Source organism: Butyrivibrio sp. AE2032 (genome assembly GCF_000702965.1).
Map to the genome: position 1 here is coordinate 587680 of NZ_JNLF01000003.1, position 22742 is coordinate 610421.

19 protein-coding genes and 1 other annotated feature are annotated in these 22742 nt (G+C 44.4%); of the genes, 1 reads left to right on the forward strand and 18 read right to left on the reverse strand.

Annotated elements, in window-relative coordinates; genetic code table 11:
• Positions 1 to 13: 13 nt before the first annotated feature.
• The 11 genes from rpoB to BO18_RS04435 all read right to left on the reverse strand — a co-directional run bounded on the left by rpoB (position 14) and on the right by BO18_RS04435 (position 12372).
• On the reverse strand, positions 14 to 3877 hold the full coding sequence (gene rpoB, locus BO18_RS04385; RefSeq protein WP_034443918.1) for a DNA-directed RNA polymerase subunit beta: 3864 nt from the start codon (positions 3875 to 3877) through the stop codon (positions 14 to 16).
• 362 nt (positions 3878 to 4239) lie between these two features.
• Entirely contained in the window at positions 4240 to 4617 is a 378-nt protein-coding gene (gene rplL / locus BO18_RS04390; protein ID WP_024865171.1) for a 50S ribosomal protein L7/L12, read from the reverse strand.
• Between the two features lie 73 nt (positions 4618 to 4690).
• Positions 4691 to 5266, reverse strand: coding sequence for a 50S ribosomal protein L10 (gene rplJ, locus BO18_RS04395; RefSeq protein ID WP_034443921.1), 576 nt, complete (start codon positions 5264 to 5266; stop codon positions 4691 to 4693).
• Between the two features lie 124 nt (positions 5267 to 5390).
• Positions 5391 to 5520 (reverse strand) — a sequence feature (ribosomal protein L10 leader region).
• 52 nt (positions 5521 to 5572) lie between these two features.
• On the reverse strand, positions 5573 to 6874 hold the full coding sequence (locus BO18_RS04400) for a CapA family protein (protein ID WP_051688494.1): 1302 nt from the start codon (positions 6872 to 6874) through the stop codon (positions 5573 to 5575).
• Positions 6875 to 6964: 90 nt separating this feature from the next.
• The gene (gene rplA, locus BO18_RS04405; RefSeq protein ID WP_034443924.1) at positions 6965 to 7654 is read right to left on the reverse strand and encodes a 50S ribosomal protein L1; all 690 of its coding nucleotides are present in this window, start codon (positions 7652 to 7654) and stop codon (positions 6965 to 6967) included.
• Positions 7655 to 7667: 13 nt separating this feature from the next.
• Positions 7668 to 8093: a 50S ribosomal protein L11 gene (gene rplK, locus BO18_RS04410; RefSeq protein ID WP_034443927.1), complete on the reverse strand. Its 426-nt coding sequence runs from the start codon at positions 8091 to 8093 to the stop codon at positions 7668 to 7670.
• A 208-nt stretch (positions 8094 to 8301) separates the two neighbouring features.
• Positions 8302 to 8832: a transcription termination/antitermination protein NusG gene (nusG, locus tag BO18_RS04415; protein ID WP_034447028.1), complete on the reverse strand. Its 531-nt coding sequence runs from the start codon at positions 8830 to 8832 to the stop codon at positions 8302 to 8304.
• A gap of 141 nt (positions 8833 to 8973) precedes the next feature.
• Positions 8974 to 9162 carry a preprotein translocase subunit SecE gene (gene secE / locus BO18_RS04420; RefSeq protein WP_034443930.1) on the reverse strand — a complete coding sequence of 63 codons (189 nt, stop codon included), beginning with the start codon at positions 9160 to 9162 and terminating at the stop codon, positions 8974 to 8976.
• A 27-nt stretch (positions 9163 to 9189) separates the two neighbouring features.
• Positions 9190 to 9339: a 50S ribosomal protein L33 gene (rpmG, locus tag BO18_RS04425; protein WP_013281689.1), complete on the reverse strand. Its 150-nt coding sequence runs from the start codon at positions 9337 to 9339 to the stop codon at positions 9190 to 9192.
• 121 nt (positions 9340 to 9460) lie between these two features.
• Positions 9461 to 10510: a bifunctional glycosyltransferase family 2/GtrA family protein gene (locus tag BO18_RS04430; RefSeq protein ID WP_034443933.1), complete on the reverse strand. Its 1050-nt coding sequence runs from the start codon at positions 10508 to 10510 to the stop codon at positions 9461 to 9463.
• On the reverse strand, positions 10510 to 12372 hold the full coding sequence (locus tag BO18_RS04435) for a hypothetical protein (protein ID WP_034443936.1): 1863 nt from the start codon (positions 12370 to 12372) through the stop codon (positions 10510 to 10512). Before BO18_RS04435 ends, BO18_RS04430 begins: the two co-directional genes overlap by 1 nt.
• A 226-nt stretch (positions 12373 to 12598) precedes the next feature.
• Here BO18_RS04435 and fliD point away from each other — a divergent pair, with 226 nt between their 5' ends.
• Complete coding sequence (fliD, locus tag BO18_RS04440) at positions 12599 to 13900, forward strand: flagellar filament capping protein FliD (protein ID WP_034443938.1); 1302 nt, start codon at positions 12599 to 12601, stop codon at positions 13898 to 13900.
• Positions 13901 to 14022: 122 nt separating this feature from the next.
• Here fliD and glf read toward each other — a convergent pair whose 3' ends face one another.
• The 7 genes from glf to BO18_RS04475 all read right to left on the reverse strand — a co-directional run bounded on the left by glf (position 14023) and on the right by BO18_RS04475 (position 22698).
• Entirely contained in the window at positions 14023 to 15186 is a 1164-nt protein-coding gene (glf, locus tag BO18_RS04445; RefSeq protein WP_034443940.1) for a UDP-galactopyranose mutase, read from the reverse strand.
• A 161-nt stretch (positions 15187 to 15347) separates the two neighbouring features.
• Positions 15348 to 15683: a hypothetical protein gene (locus BO18_RS04450; protein WP_034443943.1), complete on the reverse strand. Its 336-nt coding sequence runs from the start codon at positions 15681 to 15683 to the stop codon at positions 15348 to 15350.
• 378 nt (positions 15684 to 16061) lie between these two features.
• A complete protein-coding gene (locus BO18_RS04455) occupies positions 16062 to 16805 on the reverse strand; it encodes a zinc ribbon domain-containing protein (protein ID WP_034443944.1) in 744 nt (247 codons plus the stop codon).
• Positions 16805 to 18343 (reverse strand): glycosyltransferase, encoded by a 1539-nt coding sequence (locus BO18_RS04460; RefSeq protein WP_034443947.1) that lies wholly within the window; start codon positions 18341 to 18343, stop codon positions 16805 to 16807. The genes BO18_RS04455 and BO18_RS04460 overlap by 1 nt, the downstream gene beginning before the upstream one ends.
• 201 nt (positions 18344 to 18544) lie before the next feature.
• Positions 18545 to 19156: a hypothetical protein gene (locus BO18_RS04465; protein WP_034443949.1), complete on the reverse strand. Its 612-nt coding sequence runs from the start codon at positions 19154 to 19156 to the stop codon at positions 18545 to 18547.
• Positions 19157 to 19166: 10 nt separating this feature from the next.
• Positions 19167 to 20714, reverse strand: coding sequence for a hypothetical protein (locus tag BO18_RS04470; protein WP_185752345.1), 1548 nt, complete (start codon positions 20712 to 20714; stop codon positions 19167 to 19169).
• Between the two features lie 100 nt (positions 20715 to 20814).
• Complete coding sequence (locus tag BO18_RS04475; RefSeq protein ID WP_034443952.1) at positions 20815 to 22698, reverse strand: threonine--tRNA ligase; 1884 nt, start codon at positions 22696 to 22698, stop codon at positions 20815 to 20817.
• Positions 22699 to 22742 lie beyond the last annotated feature (44 nt).

Here is a 22742-nt window from a genome sequence, read left to right on the forward strand (position 1 = left end):
CGGTTTACAAGTATCACTCGTCAAAAGACTCTTCTGCGTCTTCGAACGCTTCATCAGAATCAAAATCATCCACCTGCTCATCTACCAGCTCGCCGCTCTCGTCGAAGCTCTGCTGTGTAAATCCGTTAGCCTCAAATGACTCCTGCTTGTAATCACGTCCTGATGTATCGCCTTCAATCTCATAACGATAATCAGAATCTGTATAATCAACGCTCTCCATAATCTCTACTTCAGTGTTGTCCTCACGAAGAACCTTGATATCAAGACCAAGTGACTGGAGCTCTTTCAAAAGAACCTTGAATGACTCTGGAACACCAGGCTCAGGGATGTTATCACCCTTAATGATTGCTTCGTATGTCTTAACACGACCGATTACGTCGTCAGACTTAACTGTAAGGATTTCCTGAAGGGTATATGCTGCGCCGTAAGCCTCCAGCGCCCAAACCTCCATCTCACCGAAACGCTGTCCACCGAACTGAGCTTTACCACCCAGAGGCTGCTGTGTAACAAGTGAGTAAGGACCAGTTGAACGAGCATGGATCTTATCGTCAACCAGGTGATGGAGCTTAAGGTAATGCATGTGTCCGATTGTTGTAGGTGAGTCGAACTTCTGACCTGTTCTACCATCTCTGAGCTGAACCTTACCATCAGACTGGATTGGAACTCCCTTCCAAAGCTCTCTGTGGTCTCTGTTCTCTGACAGATATTCCATGATCTCAGGATGAACGAGGTCTTTATACTTAGCCTCAAACTCTTCCCATGTGCTGTTTACGTAATCATTTGCAAGCTCCAGTGTATCCTGGATATCAATCTCGTTTGCACCGTCGAAGATAGGTGTTGCAATATTAAATCCAAGAGCCTTAGCTGCAAGTGAAAGGTGGATCTCCAGGACCTGTCCGATATTCATACGGGAAGGAACGCCCAGAGGATTAAGCACGATATCAAGAGGTCTGCCGTTAGGAAGATATGGCATATCTTCTATAGGAAGTACTCTTGAAACGACACCCTTATTACCATGACGACCAGCCATCTTATCACCAACAGAGATCTTTCTCTTCTGAGCGATATAGATGCGAACTGCCTGGTTAACTCCAGGTGAAAGCTCATCGCCATTCTCTCTTGTAAATACTTTGGCATCAACAACGATACCATACTCACCGTGAGGAACCTTAAGAGATGTATCTCTTACTTCTCTTGCCTTCTCACCGAAGATTGCCCTCAAGAGTCTTTCCTCAGCTGTAAGCTCGGTCTCTCCCTTAGGAGTAACCTTACCAACAAGTATGTCACCGGCACGAACCTCAGCACCGATACGGATGATTCCGCGATCATCAAGGTCCTTAAGAGCATCATCACCTACACCAGGAACATCACGTGTGATCTCTTCTGGTCCAAGCTTTGTCTCACGGGCCTCAGCCTCATACTCTTCAATATGTACAGATGTAAATACATCGTCACGAACAAGTCTCTCTGAAAGAAGAACAGCATCCTCGTAGTTGTAACCTTCCCAGGTCATGAAACCGATAAGAGGGTTCTTACCAAGTCCAAGCTCTCCCTGTGATGTTGAAGGACCATCTGCGATAACCTGACCTGCCTCAACGTGGTCGCCCTTAAATACGATAGGTCTCTGGTTGTAGCAGTTACTCTGGTTAGATCTCTGGAACTTGATCAGATGGAACTCTTCCTTCTCACCATCGTCATATGTCATCTGGATAAGCTTGCTGTCTACAAAGTCAACAGTTCCGGCCTTTCTTGCAACAACACAGACACCAGAGTCAACAGCTGCCTTACGCTCCATACCTGTTCCAACCGCAGGAGCCTCAGTAGTTAAAAGAGGTACCGCCTGACGCTGCATGTTTGATCCCATCAGCGCACGGTTAGCATCGTCATTCTCAAGGAATGGGATAAGTGCTGTAGCAACTGAGAATACCATACGAGGAGATACGTCCATGTACTCGAACATTGTCTTAGGATACTCAGATGTCTCATCCTTATATCTTCCGGATACAGTCTTTCTCTTGAAGTGACCTTCCTCATCAAGAGGAGTGTTAGCCTGAGCTACGTGGTAGTTATCTTCCTCGTCAGCTGTAAGATACTCAACCTCATCTGTTACCCTTGGATTCTCAGGGTCAGTCATGTCAACCTTACGATATGGAGCCTCAATGAATCCATAATCATTAACCCTTGCATAGCTTGCAAGAGAGTTAATAAGACCGATGTTAGGACCTTCAGGTGTCTCGATAGGACACATACGGCCATAGTGTGTATAGTGAACGTCTCGAACCTCGAATCCGGCTCTGTCTCTTGAAAGACCGCCAGGACCAAGTGCTGAAAGACGTCTCTTGTGAGTCAGCTCACCAAGAGGGTTGTTCTGATCCATGAACTGAGAAAGCTGTGATGAACCAAAGAACTCCTTAACAGCTGCCTGTACAGGCTTGATGTTGATAAGAGTCTGAGGTGAAACCTCCTCTGTGTCATGAGTAGTCATTCTCTCACGAACAACTCTCTCAAGTCTTGAAAGACCGATACGATACTGATTCTGAAGGAGCTCACCTACGCAACGGATACGTCTGTTACCAAGGTGATCGATATCATCATCGTTACCGATTCCATACTCAAGATGAATATTATAGTTAATAGAAGCAATGATATCTTCCTTAGTGATGTGCTTAGGAATAAGCTCATGCACACGCTTCTTAAGAGTCTCAGCAAGACCCTCAGGATCATTCTTAGCTGTGTACTCCTCGAGGATTTCCTTAAGAACAGGATAATAAACGTTCTCGTTGATTCCCAGCTCTTCAGGATCACACTCAATAAAGTGTGTGATATCAACCATCATGTTAGAAAGAACCTTAACGTTACGCTCTTCCTCCTGAAGGATTACGTAAGGAATAGCTGCGTTCTGGATCTCTGTTGCAAGGGCACGATCTACCTTTGTACCTGCAGCTGCGATCATCTCGCCTGTTGTCTCATCAACAACATCCTCTGCAAGAACATGGCCCTTGATACGGTTCTTGAAATGAAGCTTCTTATTGAATTTATATCTACCAACCTTAGCAAGATCATATCTTCTTGGGTCGAAGAACATAGCAGTGATAAGGCTCTCTGCGCTTTCTACGCTGAGAGGCTCACCAGGACGGATCTTTCTGTACAGCTCAAGAAGACCACTCTGGTAATCAGTTGATGAATCCTTTGAAAAGCTTCCCTGGATCTTAGGCTCATCACCGAACAGTTCAAGGATCTCTTCATTAGTTCCAATACCAAGTGCTCTGATAAGAACTGTAACAGGAACCTTTCTGGTTCTGTCCACTCTTGCATAGAATACATCATTAGGATCGGTCTCGTACTCGAGCCAAGCACCTCTGTTAGGAATAACAGTACATGCCATAAGCTCCTTACCGATCTTATCGTATGTAATATCATAGTAGATACCGGGTGAACGTACCAGCTGGCTGACGATTACACGCTCAGCGCCGTTGATAACGAATGTGCCAGTTGCTGTCATAAGAGGAAGATCGCCCATGAATATCTCATGCTCGGTGATCTCATCCTTCTCCTTATTATGGAGACGAACTTTTACCTTCAGAGGAGCAGCAAATGTAGCATCTCTCTCTTTACACTTCTCAATAGTGTTCTTGTTTTTGTCAATCTCATCTTCGCAAAGCTTGAAATCAACAAATTCAAGACTGAGCTTGCCACTGTAGTCCTCAATAGGAGAGATATCGTCGAAGACTTCCTTCAAGCCTTCGTCAAGAAACCACTGATAGGAGTTCTTCTGAACTTCGATCAGGTTTGGCATCTCCAGGACTTCCTTCTGGCGCTGGAAGCTCATACGTATATTCTTACCAGTGCCGGTAGGATGTAATCTGTTTTTTTCCATTGACATTCACCCCGTTCTTTAGTGTTTTTTATAGTCGTGAAACAGGGGTCTTAAAAAAGTGCATAAAAAGACCCACTGCACCACAATAGTGCATTTTCCATTGTATCCCAAGATTTTTTGTGTGTCAAGAACAATTTAAAATAATTTTACAAACAAGCGATATACGGATTGCTCCGCAAAAAGCGCTCTCGCAATCCTACGCATATTCGGAATCTGCACTGGACAAACAGACTCGAAATTGCTTCGCAATTCCTCGTTTGACGCTTCGCGCCAAATATCAGAATAAAAAAGAGCCAGAACAGCAAGTCAACTTGCTGTCTGACCCTTTTGTTATTCTGCTGCTTGTCTTTGAAGTAACAAAATTACTTAAGAGTAACCTTAGCGCCCTCAGCCTCAACCTTAGCCTTGATATCATCAGCCTCAGCCTTTGAAGCGTTCTCCTTGATCATCTTAGGAGCTCCGTCTACGAGATCCTTTGCTTCCTTAAGTCCAAGACCTGTGATCTCACGAACAACCTTGATAACCTTAACCTTGTTAGGACCAACCTCTGTAAGCTCTACGTTGAACTCAGTCTTCTCCTCACCAGCTGCTGCTGCGCCAGCACCTGCTGCTGCAACTACAACGCCTGCTGCTGCAGATACGCCAAACTCTTCCTCGCAAGCCTTTACAAGATCGTTAAGCTCAAGAACTGTAAGCTCTTTGATAGCATCGATAAATTCTGCTGTTGTTAACTTTGCCATTTTATATTCCTCCATATAGTTTAGAATTTGTTTTCTTTTAAATAATTACTGTTAACCTACTGCCCAGAGTAAATTACTCTGCTGCAGGTGCTTCTGCTGTCTCAGCAGGAGCTTCTTCTGTAGCTGCAGGAGCTGCCTCCTCTGCTGCAGGAGCTGGTGCTGCCTCTCCGCCTTTCTCTGCGATCTGATTGATAACGCGAGCGAAGTTTGCAACAGGTGACTGCATAGAACCAAGCAGTCTGGAAAGAAGAACTTCCTTTGAAGGGATAGTTGCGATCTCTGACATAGCAGTAGCATCGTAGAACTTACCCTCGATAACACCACCCTTAATCTCAAGAGCCTTTGCCTTCTTAGCAAACTCATAAAGTACACGAGCTGGTGCTGCAGGATCTGTTGTTGAAACAGCCATTGCTGAAGGTCCGTTTAAAAGATCCTTAAGCTGCTCAAAGTCAGTTCCCTGGAATGCGAAGTTCATCATTGTGTTCTTGTACACCTTGTATGTTACGCCTTCTTCACGAAGCTTCTTACGAAGTTCTGTATCCTGCGCAACAGTAAGTCCGCGGTGATCTACAAGTACGAGTGCCTGCGCGTCTTTGATCTTCTCAGAAATCTCTTCAACTACAGGCTTCTTCAATTCAACCTTTGCCATCTTTTTACCTCCTTATAGAATTAACCGCCAAAGACAGGATTTCGCTTGCGAAATCCTCGCGCGAGACGCGGTTGCTTTAGCAACATATACATTACGCGTCGATGCGCATATGATTTTTATATCAGTCATGATATAAAAATACCCCTCGAAGACATCGAGAGGCATAAAAGTCTACTTAAAAACTTTCCTCGGCAGGCGCTTCACATTATGTCCAACCGGACACCTGCTGTCTTCGGCACAGCTGTCTTTTCGACAGCCTCATATAAATTATCACATAAATAATTATATGTCAACAGTTTTTTATCTTTATCTTGGACTAATATATCCGTTACCATCTATATTGATACCCGGAGACATAGAAGCCATGGAATTAAGAGCCCTTGTGTACTCTGCTCCGGTAGCTTCATAAACGCTGCAGCCACTCTGAATCGCCGGAACATATTGGATGTTTACTCCACCATCCTTGTGAAGGGTAGTGATTATCATGCAGGTATCCAAAGTCTTAGAATTAAAAATGTAATTCCCAAGACTATAAACAACAGGAACTCCGTCAACATAGTCAATCTTCTGAAGGACATGGGGATGTGCACCTATGATCAGATTCGCTCCCGCCTCTACGATTTCTTTTGACTGATCTCTCTGAAGATAATCAATCTCCGAAGTGCTTTCCGTTCCCCAGTGGATGAATACTATAACATATGCATTCTTCTCTCTGGCCTCACGGATCTTCTCAAGAAGAAGCGCGTCATTCATGCATCGGAATACTCCCGGGCTGTCCTCAGTAGCTGCTTTGGTATCAGGATTATCATTTCTCTCAATCTGCGTAGCGCAGATGATCGCAATCTTCATTCCATTACTTGTAATGTAATAAACCGGATGAGAAGCTTCTTCGATATTATTTCCAGCGCCCACATAATCAACACCAACATTATTAAGAGCAGAGAAAGTATCAAGCAGAGCCTGTCTTCCAAAGTCATAGGCATGGTTGTTTGCCAGTCCCACAACGTCAACTCCCATGGTGTTAAGTATGGAAGCTGTCTCAGGTCTTGCTCTGAAGGTATAGGTCTTGCCCTCTGTAGGGGATCCGCCATTGGAATAAGGGAACTCGTTGTTGACCATCATTATATCAACGCCCCTCATTTTTTCCAAAAGGCTCTGACCAATTACACCCTCTGCTGTGTTTCCTGCTCTTTTGAAAGCATCGCCAACTGCATATCCATCATCAAAAAGAATATCTCCCGCAAATCCAATGGTCACAGTCTCTTCATCTGCAGTTCCGATGATATGAGTGTAGTCCTCATCCCCTTCAAAAATAACAGCCGCCCTGTGAGCAGATTCTTCATCTGTAATGGCTGCGTTGGTAGCTCTTGAAGCCTCGGGGATAGCCTCCCATTTATTAGCGAAAAGACCTTGCTGATAACTCTCATTGCTGTGCTTGAAATTACCAAACACCAGAAGTACAGGGATTCCCACTGCAAGGACTATAAAAAAGGTCAATAAGAAAGCCACTGTCTGTGGCTTCGAGAAAAACTTCTTTATATTCACCTTATCTGTCCAGTGTTCCTGGTCATAATATCCTTTTCCCATGGCTATAGTATACCACAACATATAGTGTCATTCCAATAAACAGACACAATAAAAAGCGGATTGCCCAAAAGCAATCCGCCATTTTCACATTTCTTATGCAAGTTGCGTAAATCAATACTTGTTTGATACAACCTTTACGCCAGGGCCCATTGTTGTAGCAAGAGTGATGCTCTTGAGGTACTGACCCTTAACAGATGAAGGCTTAGCCTTCTGGATAGCTTCCATCAGAGCGTTGAAGTTCTGTGTAAGCTGCTCCTCTGTGAAAGATGCCTTTCCAACTGGAACGTGGATGATGTTAGCCTTGTCAAGTCTGTACTCAATCTTACCAGCCTTGATATCAGCGATAGCCTTAGCTACATCCATAGTAACTGTACCAGCCTTAGGGTTAGGCATGAGACCCTTAGGTCCAAGAACCTTACCAAGACGTCCTACAACGCCCATCATATCAGGTGTTGCAACTACAACGTCAAAATCAAGCCATCCTTCATTCTGGATCTTAGGAATAAGCTCCTCGCCACCAACGTGGTCTGCACCAGCTGCCTGAGCCTCGTCAAGCTTTGTTCCCTTTGCGAAAACAAGAACCTTTACTTCCTTACCTGTTCCGTTAGGAAGAACAACAGCTCCTCTGATCTGCTGATCAGCGTGACGTCCGTCACAACCAGTTCTGATGTGAGCTTCTACTGTCTCATCAAACTTTGCAGTAGCTGACTTCTTAACAAGAGAAATAGCTTCTGCAGCTTCGTACTGCTGAGTCTTATCGATAAGCTTAGCAGCTTCTACATATTTCTTTCCGTGTTTCATCTCTCATCCTCCATCAGTCTTCTACTACGATTCCCATGCTACGTGCTGTACCAGCGATCATGCTCATAGCACCCTCGATGTCAACAGCGTTAAGGTCAGGCATCTTAGTCTCTGCAATCTTTCTAACATCTTCCTTAGAAATGGTTGCAACCTTAGTCTTGTTAGGAACTCCTGAACCCTTCTGAATCTTTGCTGCCTTCTTAAGAAGAACTGCAGCTGGTGGAGTCTTTGTGATGAATGTGAAACTTCTGTCTGCATAAACTGTGATAACAACAGGGATGATAACGTCACCCTTATCTGCTGTCTGAGCGTTGAACTGCTTTGTGAATTCAACGATGTTTACACCATGCTGACCAAGTGCTGGTCCAACTGGTGGTGCTGGTGTTGCTTTACCAGCCTGGATCTGTAACTTAATGTATCCTTCGACTTTCTTTGCCATAATGGCACCTCCTGAAAATATGTGGTCGGACGCAATGACCGAAAGCGGCACTCCCAGCGGTTCGGTTCTGCAGCCTCGACAAAACCTCGGCTGGAACCTATCGCAGGGGCAATACCGACATCATGCACAAAACGCATGCTGGGTCTTGCTCCCACTCAGTGGATTGTAACTATATATTCAAACGCTCATGCGCCTAAATACCATAACCTTATGAATCAATTCTTCTGACTTCTGCGAAGCTGATCTCAACAGGAGTCTCACGGCCAAACAGGTCAACATTGATTGTAGCTGTCTGCTTACCGAAGTCCATTCTCTGAACAACGCCTGCTGTATCCTTCCAAACGCCGGCAATAACTGCAATCTCATCGCCAACACCGAAGTCAACAGAAATATTGCTCTTGGTATTGATTCCGAGATTCTTGATCTCAGCATCTGTAAGAGGAACGGGCTTTGATCCGGGTCCTACGAAGCCTGTAACACCACGTGTGTTACGAACTACGTACCATGTCTCATCGTTCATATCCATGTTCACAAGAACATATCCTGGGAACATCTTTCTCTGAACATTCTTACGAGCGCCATTCTTAACCTCTACAACATCCTGAAGAGGAACTCTTACCTCAAGGATCTGATTCTGAAGATGTCTGTTCTCAATGGCTTTCTCAAGATTAGCCTTAACCTTGTTCTCATATCCGGAATATGTATGAACAACGTACCAATGTGCGTTCTCGTTCTCGATATTACCTTCTGCAGCTACAGTCTCCTCATTTGAAGGAGCCTCAGCACCTGATAATACCTCATCAGATACTACTTCGGCAGAATTCTCAGCAACCTGCTCGAGATTCTTTTCCATTTCTTCTGACATATTATCTCCTTTTAATTAGAAAATGGATGTGAGTTTATTCATTCCAAATCCAAAAGCATAATCAAGTACGGCGATCAGTACGCAGCAGATGATTGAAACGACAACTACAGCAGTTGTCTGCTTTGTAACATCATCCTTTGTTGGCCATATGATCTTTCCGAACTCAGCCTTTACACCTGTAAAGAAACTTTTGATCTTTTCCATGTCTGTACTCCCTCTTAAGGATGAAAATTACTTTGTTTCCTTATGTAAAGTATGCTTCTTGCAGAAAGGGCAATACTTCTTCATCTCAACACGATCAGGATGTGTCTTCTTATCCTTTGTTGTGTCATAGTTACGGTTCTTGCAATCTGTGCATGCTAATGTAATTCTTGTACGCATTATTCTACCTCCGCGTTTTTTACGTAAATTCCCATAAATAAGGGCAAAAAAAATAGACATAAATCTTGTCGCTTGTCTAATATATCATAGACGTTTATCCGCGTCAACATATTTTTTCGGCTTATTTGTAGACAATTTCCCTCTGCACAAAAAAGCTCAACAGGAAAAGAGCTGCATCCACAGGAATCTTCACTGCAAACTCAGGCGCCATAGGCAAAAGAGCATGGAAAAAGCTTACCAGTCCTCCCGAAAGAAGCATGATACAAACAGCAAGAATTATGTACTTGATGGCAGCACTACCCTTGCTTCCCTTTCCTTTAAATACCACCTTGTAGTTGATTGAAAAATTATAGATCGCCGAAATGACCCGTGCCAGGATTGTAGCCAGCATAATATAACCGATCACCGGATTTGTATTCCTAAGCAATGAACAAAACAGCCCAAACAAAACTATGTCCACCACACTCGATGAAAGTGAAGAGAACAAAAACTTGAAGAATATCGCATAGATCCTGATGGAATCCTTAATGGGATTAAAATGGCTTGACCTGTTTTCTTCCAAATAAATAGTTTTAATAGGTACTTCTTTTATCCGTATTCCAAGTTCCTTGGCATCCATGAGCATGTTGGTCTCAAACTCAAACCTCTCGCCCTTTTCTGTCAAAAGAAATTTCATAAACTCGGAAGATATTCCCCGAAGCCCTGTCTGGGTATCACTGATAGCAATGCCGGTCAAAAACTTCATGACCACACTGGTGACCTTATTTCCAAAAACGGACCTGGCAGGAATTCCGGACTCATCAAAATCCCTGACACCAAGTACCAGCGCATCCCCTTCCGTAGCAAGGGCATCCATGCACTTCTTGATATCATCCACTTGGTGCTGTCCGTCAGAATCCGCTGTCACAACACCACAAAGATCTGCGTATTCGTTCAGGCAGAAATTAAAAGCAGTCTTCAGCGCTCTGCCCTTCCCCATGTTCACAGCATGGTTTAAAACTAGCGCTCCCTTCTCCTTAACAGCAGAAAAGATCCCATCGTACTCCTTTCCGGAGCCGTCATTAACCACCACAATAGGAGAAAGCGAAGCCTCTACCAGCTCATCCACAAGTGTTATTAACTTTTCATCTGGCTCATATGCCGGCACGATCACCGGTATGATCTTACTCATCAGTAAATTATTCCTTCTGTCTTATATACTTTTCCGGGTTCAAATCCGTCGTCCGAAAGAACCTCAGAGAACAGCTCTTTGGAAATCCCCTCGCCATCCTCTACATAAATATATGAAGCGTGACTATCCTTTATCTTCTGAATAATAGTGTCCTTATTATCCAGCTCAGTAAGAAATTCATTATACACCAGCGCCACCGGAGATGCACTCTTACTTATGTAAGCATTGTGTACCCAATAATAGCTGTGCCCATCCCTGAATACCAGGATGCGCTTGCCCCAGTACTGGCTGTCGTCCACAGCCTTAAGCAGCTGCCTTCCTCCATCGCCCACCATGTCATCATAGTAGGTCTGATCGTCAACCAGCGTGCCACGGTATCCATAGAGATATTTCCAGATACCGGTATAATCCGCAGTTATGAATATAAGGAAAAGACAGATCGCCAGTCCTCTAAGTATCTCCTTACGCCCCTTGGCCTGGAGTCTTCCGAAAAGAATCCCCATCAAAAGGTAAGTACTTCCGATAGAAAAAGGCGCACAGTACCTTGCAATGGATACAGCCATGGCATAGGCATCAAGATACTGCTCCTCAGTCTGAAAGATTGAGATATGGGCCAGGAACACAATTCCATAAGTAAGGATCCCTGTGAACAGGGTGAAAAGAGCTATCTTCTTAACTTCATGCTTCCCCAGAATATTTCTGTAGTACAAAAGAGCTATTGCTACAAATATCAGTACCACCACAGCCCCGGTAGAAAGATCCAGGGTCAGGTTGTGGTCACCATGCATGGACTGCTGCCAGAATCCCTCAAAGAAAAACCTCATCTTATCAAATGAATTCTCGGGAGCCCTGTATTTACCGAAGGTGGCCATCTTTATGCCCTCTCCTGTAAGCTTTGCCACTCTCCTGTTGACGAAGCAAAATAAAAACCAGCTTCCGACAGTTGCTGCGCCTCCAAGGACCGACAGCCAGATGTACTTTTCTCTCTGAGCCACCACCAGATAAAAGATAAGCGCAAAGAGAGCCCACTCAGCAGCAACATTTTTCGTCAAAAGAAGCACTGACACAAAAAGGCCAATTCTCACATAATAGAATACCTTCCCATGGGCACTCTGATCATATATGGCAAGAAGAAGCGCTCCATATATGATGGCCATCGTAATATCAGAAGGTGTTCCATAATAGATGATCCCATTAAACACTCCGGGAAGAAGCATCACTGCTCCAAAGGACAGCACACAAGCAAGCAGTCTTCCCCACTTTTCAAGACCGCTTCTATCTATGGTGCCCTGAATTTTTGCAAGGAGTGGCAAAAGAAATACTCCGTTTATCCAAAAGTACCCGGCAAACTGAAGGCCTTCCTTGTACTGTATAGGGCTTACCTGTAAAAACAGCCACTTAGCCAGGGATGTTACAGGAGGATAATCTCCAAATTCAGGGGAAGCATTTCCATACTTTCCTGGAAATCCATTAAGAAAATACAGCTGCCTGGCATCAGATGCCCAGAAATTAATGTCATCCCACCAGGTTATAATGTGGTCAGAAACAGCAAAGGTTACGCCGACAACCGTCAGTACAAACAGAACCACCATAGGGTTTAACAGTTCTTTTCCTATTGCCAAAAGCTCTTTTCCAAAAGCGGAGCCCCGGCCTGAAGAAAGCGCTGTCCGGATCAGTACTGCAGCTATTACTATAGCAGCCAAAGGCCCTGTAAGCTCAAGCCCCCTAAAAAAGGCCAGCAGATACATGGATAGCAAAAACCCAGCCGATGAAAGGGCAATAATATCAAGGATATTCTTTTTATATACATAGGCGATCCTTGCAGATAGTACAAGTAACGCCGCCATTATCACAAAAAACACTTTTTTCACCTCTCATAACATAATAATAAAAGTCACTTAAACCTGCAACAAATCTTAAATATCTATTAAAATGTATTAACAAAGTCGTTTTATGATTGACATTTGCTTATTATCTAGTATTATGTAAGTAACTAAACGTGGCTAGATATGCCCTCGTGCGATTGATACCAAAGGATTGGTAGAGCAAAGGACTCGTACGTACATCAAGGAAGAAAGGAGGGGCATTATGGCAGGCATTTCTCTAAATGGTGCTTATAACCATTTCATACAGGACTACGTGTCTAAAGATGTTACACAGGCCGACGCTCATCGTAAAGAAGAGCTTAGGGATGTGTATAAATCGATTGCAAAAATCAACAAGAAGTCCCCTCTTTATCTACTTACAGATGACGATACATCGCGAAACGATGCTATAGATATAAAAGAAAAGGCAAGACAGCTTCAGGGTTCTATCCGGAGGCTCAGTGATCATGAAGATAAATCTTCTTTGAATCACACCTCTGCTTTCACTACCGATGATGATAAGGTTGTTGCTTCTTATATCGGCAAGACTCCTGATCAGGACATCGGCAATGCACAGTTCGACATTGAAGTCACGCAGCTGGCCAGCAGTCAGGTCAACAAAGGCGCATTCCTTCCTAAGGATGCTGCCGGACTTTCCGCTGACAACTACGCCTTTGATGTAAGAATAAACGGTCAGGAATTCGAGTTCCAGTTCAGTGTCTATGGCACGGATAAGAACAAAGATGTTCAGGACAAACTTGAAAAACTAATAAACAAAGCAAATATAGGGCTACACGCCGAAGTAGTAGAAGACGGCGACAGATCTGCTCTGGAGATATCTTCCACTCACACAGGTCTTCGTCCCGGACAGGTGAGCCAGTTCGAGATATTTGAATCCTCAAGTGGATTGGCCGGAGGTGCTATCAAATACCTTGGTATCGATCATGTTGCTGCCCCCGCCACCAACGCACACTTCTCACTTAATGGAGAAGACCGCGTAGCAGTATCCAATCACTTTACAGTAGGTGGCAAGTTTGATATCACCCTTAAGGAGACCACCATAGCTGCATCACCTATACATGTTGGAGTCAAGAAGGACAACGAAGCGCTTCTTAAGCACGTCACTTCCCTTATCGACAACTACAACAACTTTATCACAGACGCAGCAGGAAAGACCGACGATAAGTTCAAAGGCTCCAAGCTAAGGTCCGAGATAATAGGAATCGCGCAGCAAAACCTTTCCGACTGTGAAGACCTGGGAATAAAACTTGAAGGAAACGGAACCTTATCAATAGATGATGAGATGCTTCGGCAGGCTGTATCCGCCGGCAACAGTATGGCGGCACTTGAACCGGTGAACAAGTTCGCAGATGCTCTTATTGATAAGACAAAAGACATATCGGTAGACCCTATGAAATACATAGACAGGCCGGTTGTTAATTACAAGAACCCTGACAGCCGCGATTACTCATCGCCTTACATCACCAGTGAGTACTCCGGCATGATGTTTAATAACTATTGTTGAGCAAAAGCGCCTCGTGCGCTTAAGTCCCTCTGCTGCAGAAGAGGTGACTTGAAATAATATAGGAAGCCCTCATGCATCATATGCATGGGGGCTTCATCCGTTTTATTCATAATTGCATTCAATTATATTTTTGCACTCATATCCAGCGCTTCTCTGATGATCTGATCCATATTGTAGTACTTGTACTGTCCCAGTCTTCCACCGAAGATGATCTCCGGGAAATCCTTCGCCAGATCTTTATAGCTCTGATAGAGCTGATTATTCTTTTCATCATTCATAGGATAGTAAGGCTCGTCGCCCTTCTTCCAGTCGGCAGGATACTCTCTTGTGATGATGGTTCCCTTGCCCTGACCAAACTCGAAGTGCTTATGCTCGATTATCCTTGTGTAAGGGATCTGTCTCTCTGTGTAGTTGACTACCGCATTGCCCTGGAAGTTATCTGTATCAGGAAGGTCCTCAGTCTCAAATCTAAGTGATCTGTATTCCAAAGTTCCAAGCTTGTAGCCAAAGAACTCATCGATCATTCCGGTAAATACCAGGTTGTCAAAGCTGTCACCCTCAACTGATTCAAATGGTCTTACAGGAAGGTTGTCCTGAAGCTTCACAAAATCGTAGTAGTTAACGCCGGTCTTCACAGTTACATTTTCAAGAAGCTTTTCCACCAGAGCTGTGTAGCCACCAACAGGAATTCCCTGGAAGCGGTCATTGAAATAGTTGTTATCAAATATGAATCTCATGGGAAGTCTCTTGATTATGAAGGCTGGAAGCTCCTTGCAATCCCTTCCCCACTGCTTCTCAGTATAGCCCTTTACCAGCTTTTCATATATATCCCTGCCGGCAAGGCTAAGAGCCTGTTCCTCAAGATTATCCGGTGAAAAGACATCTGTACCCTTTTCACTGTTTATCCTCTCGATCTCCTTATCTGCCTGCTCTTTGATAATAGCCCTGGCTTCATCAGGAGTCTTTATCCCCCACATTTTGCTGAAGGTATTCATGTTGAAAGGAAGATTGTAGAGCTCATCCCCATAAACTGCCACAGGGCTGTTGATGTAGTTATTAAACTCTGCAAATCTGTTAACGTACTCCCACACTTCCTTATCTGAGGTATGGAAGATATGTGCACCATACTTGTGAACGTTGATACCCATTCTGTTCTCGGTGTAAATGTTACCACCGATGTGATCTCTTTTATCTATTACAAGGACGCTTTTTCCTTTAGCTGCTGCCTCGTGGGCAAATACTGCTCCGAAAAGTCCTGCTCCGACTATTAAGTAATCGTACTTCATGGTTTCCCCCTTACTTTTGGCAAAATAAAAACTCTGTGGTGTATTATACCACAGAGTCTTTGCAATTTTAATAAAAAGCGGAAGTTCTGCTCTCGTGCCAAGGCACTCGCCAGAACAAAGTAGTACACCAGGCTCGAAAGGACCTCGCCAGGTGATTACTTTTAATCAGCCTGGTACTTATCAAGCTGTGAGAAGTCACCCATCATATCAAGGATCTTCTTACGACCAACCTTGTTGAGCTTTACGTACTGCTGCATTACACGATTCTCTACGATCTTCTTGCCAAGGTCTGTACCCTGCTCAAGTGTTGAGAAATCTACTGGGTTAAGATTAAGACGATCACACATTTTGATTACTGTTCCGTAAGCCATTCCCTCAATTCCCCTATCTAATGCTGTAACAAGTGTGCTGTATGGAATAGACATATCTATTGCAAACTGTCTAACACTTTTATACTGTGAAAGAATTTCTCTCTTTAAAATTTCGGCCTTTGTCATGTCCTTTACCTCCTATCTTATTATTTCTTTTTGAAATCTCTTTCCTTTTGCATTACATAGAATAACACATAGACGATTTTTCGTCATTCACTTTTTAGGGGAATTTTCGAATAAAATTTAAGGCAGATTGCCCACGGTTTTTTGGCATTTTAACGAAAATACACCTTATAACAAGAATTTGCGAAAGTGTTCACACTTTTTTCACAATTCATTGTTACAATGAAGGACTTTATTACGTCAATACTCGGAGAGCTCATTAATACTGATAAAATCGAATTTTTGGAATGTAAACGAAAAAACAAACAGCACAAAAGCGCTGTTTGTTCGCATATTTCCATATGTTTATGTGTGTTATTTAGTAATCGCACCCCGTCTAAGCTAATAACCGCCCCCAACTTCGCCGATTCTATTGGTCAAAAATGCCAAAACCTCATTGTAGATATCTTTCGGAATACTATAAACTTTATGCACATTTCCATCACAAATGATATCTATTGAGCCCATTTTCTTCTTTACAGAGACAACATCTTTATAACTTGTCACCACTTTTTTATGCCTTGTGGAAGGAGTAAATTCACAGCGTTCAGCATATATACGAAGAATGCCCTCATCCAGGCCACTGGTAACCTTAACCTCATACTCCGGATCGTCCTCTCCAAGCATGATATCAAAGGTTCTTTTGCCATCTTCAGACACCATGACAGGTGCTGTAAGGTCTCTATGAGCCAGAGTCTGAGCATCTATACCGTCCTGCGAGTCCTCAACCACATTTATGTTAGTCTCTATAAGACCCGAAAGTGTGTTGTAGTAAACCTTGATCACATAGCTTGAGGTTATCAACAGATTAATGGTCTTATTCCTGATCTTATGCTTGAACTTGATAGTATGGAATCCCGCATCAAGAGCAATGCAGATACTTTCTGAAGGTTTCACTTCATAAAACGACCTGTCGTCCACAAAGACCATCATAACATCCCGTTCGCCCTGTCTCTGACCGGCGCACTGTATCTCCATAAGATACTTTTTGCCTTCCTCAAAAAGTTTTTCTCCACAAAGAGGGCAAAAGTTCATTCTAAGGCTCAATTTTTCAGGCAATGGTTTGCCACACTTGGGACAATTCATCAATTATCCTCCTGATCAGCATTATCTATATGCACTCCGCCAGGAACCATGCATTCTGCAATCCTGCCTTTGCTGACATAGGCAGTTTCCGCAAGAACCACGTCAAAGGAATGTTTCTTCCATGGGAGTCTTACTGTATTTTGCTCGCCCCACACCACGTCATCCACAATCCGGGATGCCAACCCTGCTTCAAAAGAGCTATTGCAGACTCCCACGATATATACATCGGGGCAGATGCTCTTGATATAAGCAGCTGTTGCGCCAAATCCGCAGGTAAAATCTATGACCCGAAGGCTCTCCTTCTTTTCCTGTGAAAGAGCTATTACCCTATCAGCCGCTTCAAACCAGGGAAGGGAAAATCCCCAGATATCAAATCCCCATTTCTCCTTGAACTTCTCGCGGCTATCTTCCATGACGCTATTGCCATTCCCAAAGCCGCTTCCGCCATTGTGATATATGAGGCTGTTCCTGCAAAGATACTGATCAAATCCGGCTTTTGCAAGCCTTATTCCCAGATCATCATCCTCGAAATAGGCCGGTGAGAAAAGCTCGTCAAATACCTGGCCGTCTATAGTCACCCTGTTTAGCGCCATCCTGGAAACAAGAAGCGCAAAACCTGTGAGTCTGAAACACTTTACATAGGCATTTCTTTGTGGGATGCACTTCTTTTCTGCATATTTTCTAAAGATCTCTACTGCTTTCCGGTACCCCAGCGCCCTATGCCATGGCACTTCATCAGCTTCGTCAAAGTCCGGAAGTATCTCTTTTACATCCACCTGCTGAAGAGATGCAGAATTGGAAAGAGCGCCTGTAGCGCCAACATTCCTGTTGTCATAAAGCCCCATCCTCAAAAAGAAAAGAGAATTAGGCATAAGCACTGCGTCATTATTCAAAAAGAATATATCGTTATCCGGATCACACTGCCTTGCTCCTATATTGCAGCCTGCAGCAAATCCAAGATTTTCTTCATTTTCTATGAGTTTAAAGGGGTATTTTGCAGATTCTGCCTTTTCCCTTAGAAACTCCTTTACACCTTCCTCAGTGGAAGCATTGTCTACCACTACAACTTCTATGGAGCCCTTTGGCTGGGTGTTTTCAACGGAACCGATACAATCCTTCATGATCTCAAGATCATTGTAGGAAAGAATCATAATGCTGACATTCCTGACTTCTAACGCAGGGTCAGCCTTTACCTGCCTTAAGGTTTCCTCTATGACCTGTCCGTCCTCCCCCTCATGGCAATAGAAAAGGGCCATTTCCAGGCATAGATAAGCCTTGTTGATATTGATGTCCAGGAATTGCAAGCCCAGCAAGTAAAAGAGCTCGTAGTTGCCCGGATCATAGGAAATCCCCCGGGAGATGGCATCAAACTCTGCCACCGGATCCTCCAGAGTCTCCCACAGCGTCGCCTCAAGTACGCACAGTCTTGCAGCATCCATAGGAGGTATCTCATCAATGTGCAAAAATTCCTCCTGAAATTCGTACAGAGCCTCTTTATAATCGCCTTGGGTGATCAGATCTGTGAGTTTTTCAAACATGGTCGTCCGTTCGCTAGATTTAAGGAAGGTGTATATGATATACGGATTGCTCCACTGCGTTCTCGCAATCCTTCAAACATTCGGAATCCGCATTGACATGCTCCTTCCTCATGTTTGTTCGGTCTCCAAAGTCATATGAGATTCCACACAAGCGTGAATCTCATATGACCTTGGATCCCTATATCATTCATTTTATCACATTTAAGCACCTACATGAATGGTTGCAGCGGACTCTTCGAAAAATTCTTCGCAGTCATCGTCCTCAGCACGCTGATAAGTCACAGTGAAGGTCCTGTACCTGGACAGGAGCATATATACCGTCTGGTGCACCACTTCCTCGTCAGAAGCCTGGTAAGTTCCAACAATCTTATAGCCCGGATACCCGTCAACAGTGATGCGGTTAAAAGAGCTGACGGTGTAACCCACGTCCTCTCCATAGGCGCTGTTATAGGCTGCGGCTATGGTTTCCTGATAAATGTCTTTTGTCAGATTCTGGGTCTCATCCTGAGGAGGGATAATTCCCTGCTCCTTCTGCTCAGCCTTCTGCCTGTTAGTCAGAGCCACATCCGCGCCGTTGTCATAGCTGCTGTACATGATGGAGGAAGACTCCATAGGGTGATTCTTGTTTATGAAAAGACCTTTCTCCTCCCCTGGAATAAACTCCGGAGGAATCACAAAACTGCAAAAAGTAGCTTCCTTAAGGTCTGTGGCAGCATAGGTGGGCGTGACAAAAGAGCCCATAAAGGCCACAAATACCACTACTGCCATGGCAAGTCTTATTCCAATCCTGATCGCTGTTTTACAACGTTCCATCCCAGTTCTCCTATAAGCTCAGTTTGAACACATCAAACCAATATCTCTCCATCAGGTAACTGCCCTGATTCTCGTTCTTTATACCAAGGTTGTCTTCCCACTCCTTAACCAACACGTCTCTGCTGTTAAAACTTCCCAGGAAAAGAACCTTCTTGCCACCCTCAAGGTAATTGGCAATATCAATGGGGTCATCTATGGACAAAAGCCCCGGTACTGTCTCCTCGATCAAAGGCTCAGCCTTCTCCTGATAAAGGTAGATCTTGTAATCCCCTTCACCCTTGTTGAGGTAGTAAGACAAAAGCCCCTGAACATGATTGAAATTACTGATAATAATTGTATCAGAATCAAGTTCCTCAAACAACGCAAGGGTCTTATCCATGTTGACCTTCCTGTACTGTTCGTTGCCGATGAAGGTCTTGAAATCAACAGCTCCAACCACTGCCATCAACACCAGCAAAAGAGCTGCTGCCAGCATTCCAGCTTTTGCTTTGCCCAGCACCGCTCCTGTCTCAAGCTCCTTAGCCACCATAATTGAAACTGCAAGCCAGAAACAACCATAGGCAGGAAGCATGTACCTGTTTACGAATACAGGCCTTATAAGCCATGAAGCCAAAAGTCCTGCGAAGATGAGAAGTGGCAGAATCATGAAGGCATACAAGGTAAACACATCAAATGTTCGTGAATCAAGGTCTGCTGCCTCAGTGGAATTAGCCGCTACTGTTCTGTAGGACTTGAAGGCGCGCATAACCGTTCTTGCAAACATGAACGCTATCAGGATAAACAGCGCCACAGCGATCACAGTTGCCAGCGCTTCGTTTGTAAAGTATCCCTTAAAGAGGTACTTAGCGCAGCTTCCAAGACTGCGAAGACCCACAGGCTGAATCCAGTAATTGGCCTTAACAGCGCTTACCTGCTTAAGAACAACAGATATCCATGGCACGTAGGATGCAGCAGTAAGGTTTATCAGTCCTATAGCCAGAGCAAGTGCCTTGACGTTTACTGACTTCAAGTTTTCGCTCTTCATATTTTTTACAAAGTACACGATCATCCAGATCAGCATGATACCAAGGATGATCCCCACGGAAAAAGCTCCGTAGTAATGGGAATAAGCTGCTGCCGAAGAGTAAAGCCAGAGCGCCAATGCATCTGCCACGTCCCAGCCAGCCTCATTCCCGGCCATCTCGCTCCTTATAAGAGACATAGCATGCAAAAGAGCTGCTGTCACAAACAATATAGTCCAGCTGTACATCCTGATCTCAGTAGTGTACTCAGGAAGCTGTGGCATTGAAATTATAGCAAAGGAAAAAAGGCCTGATGCAAGAAGCCCATAGTGCTTTCTCACCGTTGTCAGGCTGTAGATCATAAGAATAAAGAACGGCAGGATTGATACCAGCTTTGCCAGGATCTCTGGAGCCAGCTGCCCGGGAGCGCCTCCCACAATGCCAAGGCCCTGTCCCATCAAAAGAAACATCCTCACTATCATGTAATAAAGGGGAGGATGAACATCTCTTGCAGTAAGAGAGATCAGCTCAGCAACAGGCCTTGCGGCAAACTCCATGGAAAAAAGCTCGTCGTACCAAATGTCTGTCGAAAAGGACAATATAACAGATTGGATTAGAAGAAAGAGGGCAGCAAAGTAAAATGCTGCCCCCACTATCTTATGCCTCATATGTATCAATGAGCTCAAGTGAGTGCTCACTGTTCATCTTTACGCACATCTTTACAAGCTCCTCTAAAGGAACGTTCTGGATCTGCTTGTTGGAGCCACGGACGTTGATGGAAACTGTTCCCTCAGCTGCCTCCTTGTCTCCGATAACAAGAATGTATGGATCCTTGTAGTTCTTGAACTTCTTGATCTTCTCCTTCATGTTGTTGTCGGAGTAATCAGCCTCTACGCGGATGCCGGCATCCATAAGGGCCTTCTCAACCTTCTTAGCATACTCGTTGTGCTCAACTCTGATAGGAACGATACCTACCTGATATGGGCTGAGCCAGAATGGGAATACGCCCTTGAAGTTCTCGATAATGATACCAATAAATCTCTCCAAGGATCCGTAGATAGCTCTGTGAATAACCACAGGCATCTGCATTGATCCGTCCTGAGCCTGGTATGTAAGTCCAAAGTTATGAGGAAGCTGGAAGTCAAGCTGTACAGTTCCGCACTGCCACTCTCTTCCAAGAGCGTCCTTGATCTGAAGGTCGATCTTAGGTCCGTAGAAAGCACCGTCTCCCTCGTTGATCTCGTATCCGCCCTCGCCGTACTTCTCATCAAGGATCTCCTTGAGAGCAGCCTCAGCTCTGTTCCAAACCTCGATGTCACCCATGAAGTCCTCAGGTCTCGTTGAGAACTCAGCTCTGTAGGTTACACCAAATGTGGAGTAGATCTCATCAGCGATTGCGATTACATCTGCGATCTCTTCCTTGATCTGTGACTCCATTACGAATGTATGGTCATCATCCTGACGGAACTCCTGTACACGGAACAGACCGTTCATCTGTCCTGACTTCTCCTTACGGTGAAGTACATCGTACTCGCTGTATCTGATAGGAAGCTCCTTGTAGGAGTGATTTGTTCTCTTATAGGTCATCATGGCGTTAGGACAGTTCATAGGCTTTGCTGCCATTGTGTCCTCAAGCTCACGATTGTAGATTACTGAACCAGCCTGGATCTTAACGTTTGTAGGCTCTTCTGTGTTGTCGTTGATGTTCTCAAGTACTCCCGGGATCTCAGCGTCAGCCTTAAGCCATCCTGAAATACCTGGAACCATGAACATGTTGTTTACATAGTGAGCCCAGTGACCACTGATAAGCCAGAGCTTCTTGTTGTTAACAAGAGGAGCTGCGATCTCAGTGTAGCCGTGTCTCTCCTGAACCTCTCTTGAGTACTTAAGGAGAGCCTGGTACATCTTCCATCCTCTTGGAAGCCAGTAAGGCATTCCTGGAGCTGTCTCATCAAACATGAAAAGATCAAGCTGTGGTCCGATCTTCTTGTGATCTCTCTCCATTGCTTCCTGGATCATCTTGATGTGCTGCTTGAGCTCATCCTTTGTCTGGAAAGCATATACATAAATTCTTGAGAGCTGGTCTCTCTTCTCGTCGCCTCTCCAGTAAGCGCCTGATACGCTCTTAAGCTGGTAGGAAACATTCATAAGTTCCTGTGAGTTCTCTACGTGAGGTCCTCTGCAAAGGTCTACAAAGTCCTCTCCTGTATAGTAAATAGTAAGAGTTTCATCCTCTGGAAGATCATTGATAAGCTCTGTCTTGAACTTCTGATCCTTGAAGATCTCTAAGGCCTCAGCCCTTGAAACTTCCTTCCTTGTCCAATCCTCTCTTCTCTTGATGATCTCACGCATCTTATCCTCGATGGTCTTGAAATCATCCTGAGTGATAGCCTTTGGAAGTACGAAATCGTAGTAGCAACCGTCGTCAATCTGAGGTCCGATAGCATACTGAACTTCTTTTCCGTACAGCTCGATCACAGCCTTTGCAAGGATGTGTGCCAGTGAATGTCTGTAAACTTCTTTAAACTCTTCTTTTGTCATTTCTTTTCCTTTCCTGCAATACCTACCGGGTAATGCTTTTTCTT

Coding starts and splice junctions, on each gene's coding strand:
- rpoB (WP_034443918.1), bottom strand. CDS start 3,877: ATGGAAAAAAACAGATTACATCCTACCGGCACTGGTAAGAATATACGT.
- rplL (WP_024865171.1), bottom strand. CDS start 4,617: ATGGCAAAGTTAACAACAGCAGAATTTATCGATGCTATCAAAGAGCTT.
- rplJ (WP_034443921.1), bottom strand. CDS start 5,266: ATGGCAAAGGTTGAATTGAAGAAGCCTGTAGTTGAAGAGATTTCTGAG.
- BO18_RS04400 (WP_051688494.1), bottom strand. CDS start 6,874: ATGTTGTGGTATACTATAGCCATGGGAAAAGGATATTATGACCAGGAA.
- rplA (WP_034443924.1), bottom strand. CDS start 7,654: ATGAAACACGGAAAGAAATATGTAGAAGCTGCTAAGCTTATCGATAAG.
- rplK (WP_034443927.1), bottom strand. CDS start 8,093: ATGGCAAAGAAAGTCGAAGGATACATTAAGTTACAGATCCAGGCTGGT.
- secE (WP_034443930.1), bottom strand. CDS start 9,162: ATGGAAAAGATCAAAAGTTTCTTTACAGGTGTAAAGGCTGAGTTCGGA.
- rpmG (WP_013281689.1), bottom strand. CDS start 9,339: ATGCGTACAAGAATTACATTAGCATGCACAGATTGCAAGAACCGTAAC.
- BO18_RS04430 (WP_034443933.1), bottom strand. CDS start 10,510: ATGAGTAAGATCATACCGGTGATCGTGCCGGCATATGAGCCAGATGAA.
- fliD (WP_034443938.1), top strand. CDS start 12,599: ATGGCAGGCATTTCTCTAAATGGTGCTTATAACCATTTCATACAGGAC.
- glf (WP_034443940.1), bottom strand. CDS start 15,186: ATGAAGTACGATTACTTAATAGTCGGAGCAGGACTTTTCGGAGCAGTA.
- BO18_RS04450 (WP_034443943.1), bottom strand. CDS start 15,683: ATGACAAAGGCCGAAATTTTAAAGAGAGAAATTCTTTCACAGTATAAA.
- BO18_RS04455 (WP_034443944.1), bottom strand. CDS start 16,805: ATGAATTGTCCCAAGTGTGGCAAACCATTGCCTGAAAAATTGAGCCTT.
- BO18_RS04460 (WP_034443947.1), bottom strand. CDS start 18,343: ATGTTTGAAAAACTCACAGATCTGATCACCCAAGGCGATTATAAAGAG.
- BO18_RS04465 (WP_034443949.1), bottom strand. CDS start 19,156: ATGGAACGTTGTAAAACAGCGATCAGGATTGGAATAAGACTTGCCATG.
- BO18_RS04470 (WP_185752345.1), bottom strand. CDS start 20,714: ATGGAGTTTGCCGCAAGGCCTGTTGCTGAGCTGATCTCTCTTACTGCA.
- BO18_RS04475 (WP_034443952.1), bottom strand. CDS start 22,698: ATGACAAAAGAAGAGTTTAAAGAAGTTTACAGACATTCACTGGCACAC.